The following is a 9389-nucleotide window of genomic DNA, read 5'->3' as shown; positions in this document are numbered from 1 at the left end:
TCGGCTCGGCAATGAGATCGCCGAAACCTATAATTTTTATTGAGGTGTTCGCTTGCTGCTCAATATCCGGCACGTTTCGCATTATCGCTATGAAAATCCGGTTCCCTATGCGGTGCAGCGCCTGCGTTTGCGCCCACCGACGCTGCCGGGACAACTGGTCAAACATTGGGAGCTGAAAATAGAAGGCGGCGAGCCTGAAGTCTCCTATATTGACGGCTTCGGTAATAAAACCGACCTCGTGCAGCACGCACGAAACATCAACGAGATCATTATTACAGCCAGCGGCAGCGTCGAGGTTGAGGATCGCGTCGGCGTGCTTGGCCCGGTCTATGGTTATGCTCCGCTCTGGCTTTTTGAGCGAGAAACACCGCTGACCGAACCTGGAGAGCGCATTCGGTCTCTCGCTGGCGATCTCGGCAAAGAGCAGGAGCGTCTTGCATTGCTGCACGAGCTGATGAATGCAGTTCATACAGCGGTCGCCTATATGCCCGGCACCACCAGTGTTGCCACAAATGCAGAAAGTGCGCTTGAGGCAGGCAAGGGCGTTTGTCAGGATCACAGCCACATCTTTCTGTCTGCAGCCCGCTTGCTGGGAATCCCCGCACGCTACATTTCCGGTTATCTGCTGATGGAAGGCATGGAAGAACAGACTGCAAGCCATGCATGGGCAGAAGCACATATCGATGGACTGGGCTGGGTCGGCTTTGATGCTGCAAACAATGTCTGCCCCAATGATCGCTATGTGCGGATTGCAACCGGCCTTGATTACCGTGATGCTGCACCAATTTCAGGAGTAAGGCTTGGAGGAGCGGTTGAAAGCCTTGCGGTACACATCAATGTAGGGCAGTGATTATTTCAATTTACGATTTGCCTGCCGGAAACTGTTGATGACCTATTGCGTTGGAATGAAGATTGATCGCGGCCTTGTGTTTATGTCCGATACCCGGACAAATGCGGGCCTCGACAATATCTCGAAATTCTCGAAAATGCGGAGCTGGACCAAGCCGGGCGAGCGCGTGATCGTGCTCCTGTCGGCAGGCAATCTGGCGACGACGCAAGCCGTTGCGAGCCTGCTTGAAGAGCGCATGAAGGCACCGGAAGAGCGCCATCCTTCGATATTCGAAGCGCCATCCATGTTTCAGGTTGCGCGGCTTATTGGTGATACGGTCAAAGAAGTCATCTCAAATTCGGCCACAGGTGGACAGAATGCGGATGCATTCGGTGCATCCTTCATTCTGGGTGGGCAGATCAAGGGCGGTCAGCCGCGCCTTTTTTATATCTATCCCGAAGGCAACTTCATCGAGAGTTCAGATGACACGCCGTTTTTCCAGATAGGCGAAAACAAATACGGCAAGCCCATTCTGGTACGGGCCTATCAGCCTGAAATGAGTTTTGAAGACGCGGTGAAACTGCTGTTGGTTTCGTTCGATTCAACGCTGAAGGCTAATCTCTCGGTTGGTCTGCCACTCGATATGCAGATCTATGAAAGTGACAATCTCAAGCTCGGTGAGCATCGCCGCTTTGAAGCGACCGATCCTTACTATCAGACGGTGTCTGAAAGCTGGTCCGAGGCGCTGAAATCGGCACTCGAACAATTACCTTCTTTCAGCTTCGAGAAATAAAGAGAAAGCCGGGCGTTTTGTCGCCCGGCTTTCTTGTTTTAGTCCTTCGTCACTGTTGCAACATAGTTGGCATCCGCCACCATGTTGAAATTGTGAACGTTGGAAGCCGTTACAGCCGTTTCGATCTGCTGATAGATTACTGTGATAGGGCTATCTTCCTGAAATTTCTTTTGAAGATCGTGATACATGGCTTCGCGCTTGGCTGTATCGCGCTCCTCTGCTGCGGCCATTGTTTCCGCTGTCAGCTCGGGAATATCCCAAGAGGCCTGCCAGGCCGTGGTCCGCAAGTTTACCTCATCACCATTATTCGGGTTGTTGGTAAAGGTGACTGCATTTGTATGCGGGTCCCAATAGTCGGGTCCCCAGATGCCAAGCGCCATCTGATGCTTGCGCGCACGGACCTTGGTTGTCGTGAGCTTACCATCGCCCTGCAAAATTTCGACATTCACCCCGGCCTTCGCCATGGTCTGCTGGATGCTTTCTGCGATGCCGACATAAGGCTGAGAGTTGCGAACATCAAGCGTGATGCTGATACCATCTTTTAGTCCTGCCTTTTCAAGCAGTTCTTTCGCTTTCGCAACATCGTACTTGAACGGCTTGTCGTCGGTAGCACCAAACATGCCGAGCGGCAGGAATGACTGATGCGTACGGCCGATACCCTTGATCAGCGTGGCTTCAATCGTATCGTAATCAATCAGATACTTCAGTGCCTGACGCACTTCCGGCTTGGCCAGTTCTGGCACATTCTGGTTTGCGCTCAGAAAGTAGATACGGCCTTTCGGAGCGTTGATGACGCTGAACTTACTGTCCTTGCCAAGCTCCTCGATGTCGCCCGGTTCAAGATTGCGTGCAATATCAATATCACCCGCCTGAAGCAGCAGGCGTTGCGACATACCTTCCTTCACATGGCGATAGATGACGCGCTTCATCTCAGGCTTCGCGTCTGTATAATTGTCGTTGCGCTCAAGCAGCAGCACCTCATTGGCGCGCCATTGCTTGACGGAAAACGGGCCGGAACCGGCATAACCGTTCTTCAGCCATCCATAACCAAAATCCGTTTCATATGGATTGGTATCGGTCTTTTCGATTTTCTGTTCGTGTTCCTTCACCAGTTTGCTGTCAACGATAGACGCGACACTAGAGGTCAGGCAGTTGAGAACGAAGCTTGGTGCAAAGGCTTTGCCAGTGGTGAAAACAAAAGTCTTATCGTCAACGGCAACCACATTCTGATCGACATTTTCCCGCGTGATACCGAACTGGCTCAATATGAATGCCGGGCTCATGTCGAGCTTAATCGCGCGTTGAATAGAGTAAGCGGCGTCCTGTGCGGTAATCGGATTGCCTGACGCAAATTTCAAACCGTCTCGGATTTTGAAGGTGATCGACTTACCGTCGTCTGAAAATGTCCAGCTCTCAGCAATCTGCGGAATGATCTTCGTCGGGTCTTTGGTATCGGTCGTCACCAGGCGCTCGTAAGTACTGGTGAGCATTTCCGATGTTGTGATCTCAAAAATTTCTGCCGGATCGAGCGAAATGACATCATCGATGCTCATCGCGATCACAAGCGTGTCCGCTGGCGTGGCAGCTTCAACAGCCTTAGGCGAGGCCGAGAGGCAAAGCGCAAAGGCAAGTGCTGCCGGAATGCTCGCGCGCATCATTCGTGTCGCAACGACATTCTTATTAAAGCTGAAAAAGGAGGTTTGAGTGTTGGCTTTCATGCGGTGTCCCTCTGGAGATCAGAGCCTATCAAGGCAAATGATCGTCAATGCTCATTGCGTATCCGTCGCGTCTCCCCAGACAGCGACTCTCAAGCACGCGCGAGCATTAGATTCCGTTTTTTGAGGGGGCACAATGGCGGGAATAATTTAGCCGCAAAATAAAAACGGCTGGAAAATCCAGCCGTTTACCTGATGCTTTGGAAGAAATTATCCGAAGACTTTAAAGCGGTCGGCATCGTCCATGAATGCCTTTTCGCCGAACGGCTGTTCGTTCGAACCGAAAGGCATCTGCGCGCGCAGTTTCCACGAAGCTGGAATGTTCCAGGTCTTGGCAACTTCTGCATCGATCAGCGGATTGTAGTGCTGAAGGCTTGCACCGATACCTGCATTGGCAAGAGCGGACCAAACCGAAAGCTGAGCCATGCCGCCAGCCTGTTCAGACCAGACTGGGAAGTTGTCTGCATAAAGCGCGAAATTTTCCTGAAGACCCTTAACGACGTTCTGGTCTTCAAAGAACAGAACTGTACCCGCGCCAGCTGCGAAGCTGTCGAGTTTGGCTTCAGTCTGAGCAAATGCGTCCGCAGGAACGATCTTGTGAAGCACTTCCTTGGCGATGTTCCAAACCTTGTCGCTTTCGGCGCCAAACAGCACAACTGCGCGCGAGCTCTGGGAGTTGAATGACGATGGCGAATGCTTGATGGCTTCGCGGATCAGTTCGGCGACGGAGTCCTGGGAGAGGGGAAGCGTCTTGCCAAGAGCATACTGTGTGCGGCGCTTCTTAAGGGATTCGATATAGCTATTGCTCATCATCAATGTCCTGTTGTTCTGCGATTCTATGCTGCGAACCAATCGCAGCGAGTGGGAAAACTTGTTGCAAATATTGTGATTTTCACACGAGACGCCAGCCCGTGTTTCTGAAACACACTGTCAACAAATAGGGATGGACAGCCGTATCATTGTCATCCTTTGGTGAACCAGAGTTGCTACGTTTTAGCTGTCTTTAGGATTTTTTCTTTCCCGCCGGTTTAAAATCTGATCAAATTAGTAGGAAACAAGGGAATGCCCAAAATAACGGGTCGATGGATGCGATATCCGTAAACCAGCGACGGGCAATGAGGTCACGATAATTTGAAGTCAATTATTATTATTGGTGGTGGTGCGAGCGGTGTTTTGATGGCCGCGCAGTTGCTTGGACAATCGTCAGATACAAGCGTTCGCATATTCGAGCGATCAGGTGATATCGGGACAGGGATCGCCTATTCAACACAAAACCCCAACCATCTTTTAAATGTTCGCGCCAGTAATATGAGCGCTTTTCCGGAAAAGCCGGATCACTTTTTAAACTGGCTCACAACCAACACCGAAACGCTCAGTGCAAGCGAATGGCAGCCGCAATCTTTTGCACCGCGCGCGTTTTACCGACTTTATCTCCAAAACTTGCTGCAGCCATATCTGACGAGTGAGCAGCAGCGTCTTTTTATCGAGTGTTCGGAAGTTTCAGATGTCGCGATTGAAAGCGGCCGTCCACTAGTGACGAGCTCATCAGGTGAGCGTTTTCCTGCCGATGCCGTTATCATCGCGACAGGAAACGAAGCCGCGATTGCAACATCCGGAAATCATGTAACCGAATATTGGTCCAGCAATGGATATTTCGACATTCCGTCGAATGATCCAGTCGCTATTCTTGGCACCGGCTTATCCATGGTCGATAGCGTGATTTCGTTGCTCGATAGTGGACATAAGGGTGAGATCCACGCAATTTCACGACGCGGACTGTTACCGGCACGCCACGCACCGGCAGATGCTATGTCGATAGACGCAGAACAACTTCCCGTCGCTGATGGTTTACCCGCTCTGCTGCGTGATGTTCGGCATATGATTGATCAGCGGGAAAACGAAGGCAAAAGCTGGCGCGACGTTATTGACGGATTGCGACCGCATACGAAAAACATCTGGTCTAGATTGCCGATCAGGCAACGCCAGAGTTTTTTGCGTCACTTGCGACCGTGGTGGGACGTGCATCGCCATCGAATGGCGCCCGTCATAGCAGATCGCATTGAAGCTGCACGACAGTCAGGGCAACTAACAATCATTGCCGCACACCTCGTTTCCGTCAAAAACCAGGCAGAGCACATTTCCATTCTTTACCGACAACGTCGCGGGCTAGCGATAGAACAGCTTGATGCAGCGACGATCATCGATTGCCGTGGCGGTAGTTCCCGTTTTTCAACCACGCGCAACTCTGCACTGATCAGCCTGATGGAAAACGGCTTGGCAAAGCCGGACGCGCTGGATCTTGGTCTTGACGTCACCGCGGATCTGCAAGTTCTCAATGCACGGGGAGAACCTTCAGGGCCGATCTTTGCCATCGGACCAGTGACCAAAGGCATCTATTGGGAAGTGACGGCTGTGCCTGATATCCGAGTACAAGCTGATCGTCTGACGAAAGTCCTTCTTGAAGGTTAGGAATCACTCATAAATATCGATAATCCCTGCAACCGGCACTTGTCATTCAGATGCAAAATTTACGCGGCAATATGTCCAGGAAAAAGCTGATATGTGGAAAACCCATACCAAAGACGCGCATTTCCTGGCCATTTGCAGACTAAAATGATTCAAATCATTGCGATAAGCCATTGAAAGCTATTGCCATAATAACCGCTAGCCGGTCATAATAATGACATCGGAATATATGATTCCACTCGACAACTTACCGGAGCGTTTCTGTTGCTGTTTTCTTGAGCGGTGCCTGCTTCGGATCAACCAAGAATTCGGTTTAGGAGGCCTTTAGCGCATGACGATGGACGGCAGAATGCTTTTTTTGCTAGTCCTTCTTCCCTTTCTTGGCAGCGCTATAACAGGTCTATTCAGAGGCGTGGATCGTACAGGATCAGCCTGGTTCACCGCCGCGATCGCAATGGTCGCATTCGTTATAACGGCAAGCCTTTATCCTATCGTTTCAGATGGTGGTGTCATTCGTGGCACAATCGAGTGGCTGCCTGCTTACGGCCTTAACATCACGTTGCGAATGGATGGCTTTGCATGGCTTTTTGCCATGTTGATTACCGGCATCGGCCTGCTGGTCGTCATTTACGCACGCTATTATATGTCGCCGGAAGACCCGGTCCCGCGCTTCTTTTCTTTCCTGCTCTCCTTTATGGGCGCGATGCTCGGCGTGGTGCTTTCGGGCAATATCATTCTGCTCGCAGTCTTCTGGGAACTGACCAGTATTTTCTCATTCCTGCTCATTGGCTACTGGTATCAGAATGCCAGTGCCCGCGATGGCGCACGTATGGCACTCACCGTTACAGGTATTGGTGGGTTCTGTCTGCTCGCAGGCGTGCTGCTATTGGGTCACATCGTTGGAAGCTACGATCTCGACAAGGTTCTTGAAGCCGGAAATGTCGTTCGCACGCACCCTCTTTACGTTGTAGCGCTTGTTCTCATTCTTCTGGCCGCATTCACAAAAAGCGCGCAGTTCCCGTTCCATTTCTGGCTGCCAAATGCGATGGCCGCCCCAACGCCAGTTTCGGCCTATCTGCATTCCGCAACAATGGTGAAAGCAGGTGTATTCCTGCTTGCGCGCTTGTGGCCGGTTTTTGCTGGCACTGAAGAATGGTTTTGGATACTTGGTCTCGCAGGCTTGACCACGTTGTTGATCGCGAGCTTCTTCGCTGTATTTCAGCAAGATCTCAAAGGCTTGCTTGCCTATTCGACCATCAGCAATCTTGGTCTCATTACAGCGCTTTTGAGCCTTGGTAGTCCACTTGCTGCTGTGGCTGCGATCTTCCACATGGTCAACCATGCGATCTTTAAAGCATCGCTCTTCATGGCGGCCGGCATAATCGATCATGAAACCGGCACGCGCGATATGCGGAAGCTTAGCGGCCTGGCGCGAGCGATGCCCTATACGGCAACGCTGGCAATGGTTGCCAGCGCATCGATGGCCGGTGTTCCGCTGCTTAATGGCTTTATTTCCAAGGAAATGTTTTTTGCCGAAGCCGTTGAAACGCACATGGCTTCGTGGCTCGACACGATCACGCCTTATGTTGCAACGCTGGCAGGCATTTTCACGGTCGCCTATTCGATCCGTTTCATCTATTCGACCTTCTTTGGACCGCCGCCACACGACTTGCCAAAAGAGCCGCATGAGCCACCGCATTGGATGCGCCGTCCAATCGAGCTGCTGGTTCTGCTTTGTCTGCTAATCGGCATCATTCCAGCTCTGTCTATCGGTCCGTTCCTGCATTCAGCTGTTCTCTCAGTGCTTGGCGATGCTACACCGCAATATAGTCTCTCGGTCTGGCATGGCTTCAACCTGCCACTGATGATGAGCTTTGTTGCGATGATCGGCGGTATCATCCTGTTCTGGGCGCTGAAAAACTATCTTGCGACGAGTGAAGATGGTCCTCCATTGTTCCGTCACCTGCAGGGCCAGCGTATTTTCGAGCGCGTGCTTGTCACGCTTTCATGGAACTGGGCTCGTAAGGCTGAAAGCTTCTTCAGCACACGACGCCTGCAACCGCAGCTGCGTATTGTTGTAGCTGTTGCACTGGTCGCGGCCGCATGGCCAATTCTCGAAGACGGTATCCATGCCGGAATGCTGGGTGCTCAGCCTGTCGATCCGATTTTCGCAGGCCTATGGATATTGGGTGGAGCCTGCGCGATTGGTGCAGCCTATCAGGCAAAGTATCATCGCCTTGCAGCTCTTATACTCCTCGGCGGCGCTGGCCTGATCACCTGCATCACCTTCGTTTGGCTTTCTGCGCCTGATCTTGCAGTTACACAGCTGCTGGTGGAAATCGTCACAACGGTTCTGCTTCTGCTTGGCCTTCGTTGGCTGCCAAAGCGTTGGGAAGATCCAGATCCGATCCCCGTCAAGTTTGGTCCACGTCTGCGCCGCTATCGTGACTTTGCGCTGGCGATTGGCAGCGGGGTCGGTGTTTTCATCATTTCCTATGCGATGATGACGCGTCCATCGCCTTTGAGCATCGGTGATTACTTCTTGCAGAACGCCTATTCAGGCGGTGGCGGCAAAAACGTGGTCAACGTTACTCTGGTTGATTTCCGCGCCTTCGATACTTTTGGTGAAATTGCCGTTCTTGGCATTGTGGGTCTTACAGTCTTCGCATTGCTGCGTCGTTTCCGTCCTGCTCCAGACAGCACCGGTTCAACCGCGCAGCAGAAGATTCAGGACGCCTATGATGAGGCAATGGAAGACCGCGAGAAGGGCGAAACGCTCACCGATTATCTCGCAGTGCCGTCCGTAATCATGCAGTGGCTTTTCCCGGTCATCATCGTGCTTGCAGTCCATCTGATCATGCGTGGTCATGATCTGCCGGGTGGCGGGTTTGCAGCGGGTATTACTTTGGCAATCGCGTTTATTCTGCAATATCTGGCAGCTGGTACGCGTTGGGTGGAGGATCACCTGCGCATCCTGCCGGTACGCTGGATCGGCGTGGGTTTGCTTGTTTCGGCCGCGACAGGGGCGGGCGCCTGGATATTCGGTTATCCGTTCCTGACATCGTATTTCCAGTATGCCGACATTCCAAATATCGGGAAAATGCCGATTGCGAGTGCGCTTCTGTTTGATATCGGCGTATTTGCTCTGGTCGTGGGTGCCACAGTTCTGATGTTGATCGCGCTGGCTCACCAGTCCATCCGTAAACACCGTGTCGAAAAACTAGCCGCTGCGAAGGAGGAGAACTGATGGAACTTGTTCTCGCTATAGCAATCGGCGTTCTTATGTCGTCCGGCGTTTGGCTTATTCTGCGCCCCCGTACGTTCCAGGTAGCCATAGGTCTGGCGCTCGTCTCCTATGCCGTCAATCTGTTCATCTTTTCGATGGGTCGCCTGCGGACCAATGCACCACCAGTACTTGACTCCGGTATCAATGTTCAGGCGGCTCAATATACCGACCCAGTGCCACAAGCACTGGTGTTGACTGCTATCGTTATCGGCTTTGCAATGACCGCACTTTTCCTTGTCGTGTTGCTCGCATCGCGCGGAATGACACGTACCGACCATGTCGACGGCAAGGAGAATTGAT

Annotated in this window: 7 protein-coding genes; 5 read left to right on the top strand and 2 right to left on the bottom strand. The window is 52.1% G+C overall.

The genetic code is table 11. The features are described from left to right. The first annotated feature begins 52 nt into the window (after positions 1-52). A complete protein-coding gene (locus RT142_RS20355; RefSeq protein ID WP_079213818.1) occupies positions 53-850 on the top strand; it encodes a transglutaminase domain-containing protein in 798 nt (265 codons plus the stop codon). Positions 851-887: 37 nt separating this feature from the next. Continuing rightward, on the top strand, positions 888-1622 hold the full coding sequence (locus RT142_RS20350) for a proteasome-type protease (RefSeq protein ID WP_313031090.1): 735 nt from the start codon (positions 888-890) through the stop codon (positions 1620-1622). A 38-nt stretch (positions 1623-1660) separates the two neighbouring features. On the opposite strand, the gene RT142_RS20345 is transcribed toward RT142_RS20350, so the two are convergent. Next, complete coding sequence (locus RT142_RS20345) at positions 1661-3340, bottom strand: ABC transporter substrate-binding protein (protein ID WP_313031087.1); 1680 nt, start codon at positions 3338-3340, stop codon at positions 1661-1663. A 207-nt stretch (positions 3341-3547) separates the two neighbouring features. Beyond that, on the bottom strand, positions 3548-4147 hold the full coding sequence (locus tag RT142_RS20340; protein WP_007879201.1) for a nitroreductase family protein: 600 nt from the start codon (positions 4145-4147) through the stop codon (positions 3548-3550). A gap of 321 nt (positions 4148-4468) precedes the next feature. On the opposite strand from RT142_RS20340, the gene RT142_RS20335 reads away from it, so the two are divergent. From RT142_RS20335 to RT142_RS20325, 3 genes are all read left to right on the top strand, one after another. Next, the gene (locus RT142_RS20335; RefSeq protein WP_313031084.1) at positions 4469-5806 is read left to right on the top strand and encodes an FAD/NAD(P)-binding protein; all 1338 of its coding nucleotides are present in this window, start codon (positions 4469-4471) and stop codon (positions 5804-5806) included. 328 nt (positions 5807-6134) lie between these two features. Continuing rightward, complete coding sequence (locus RT142_RS20330) at positions 6135-9050, top strand: monovalent cation/H+ antiporter subunit A (protein ID WP_007879197.1); 2916 nt, start codon at positions 6135-6137, stop codon at positions 9048-9050. Beyond that, positions 9050-9388: a Na+/H+ antiporter subunit C gene (locus RT142_RS20325; protein ID WP_007879195.1), complete on the top strand. Its 339-nt coding sequence runs from the start codon at positions 9050-9052 to the stop codon at positions 9386-9388. Before RT142_RS20330 ends, RT142_RS20325 begins: the two co-directional genes overlap by 1 nt. The last annotated feature ends 1 nt before the right edge of the window (position 9389 follow it).

The organism is Brucella sp., assembly GCF_032066345.1.
Lineage (GTDB): Bacteria > Pseudomonadota > Alphaproteobacteria > Rhizobiales > Rhizobiaceae > Brucella > Brucella pseudogrignonensis.
Note: the sequence above shows the minus strand (reverse complement) of the source record. Positions and strands in the feature narration are given on the sequence as shown.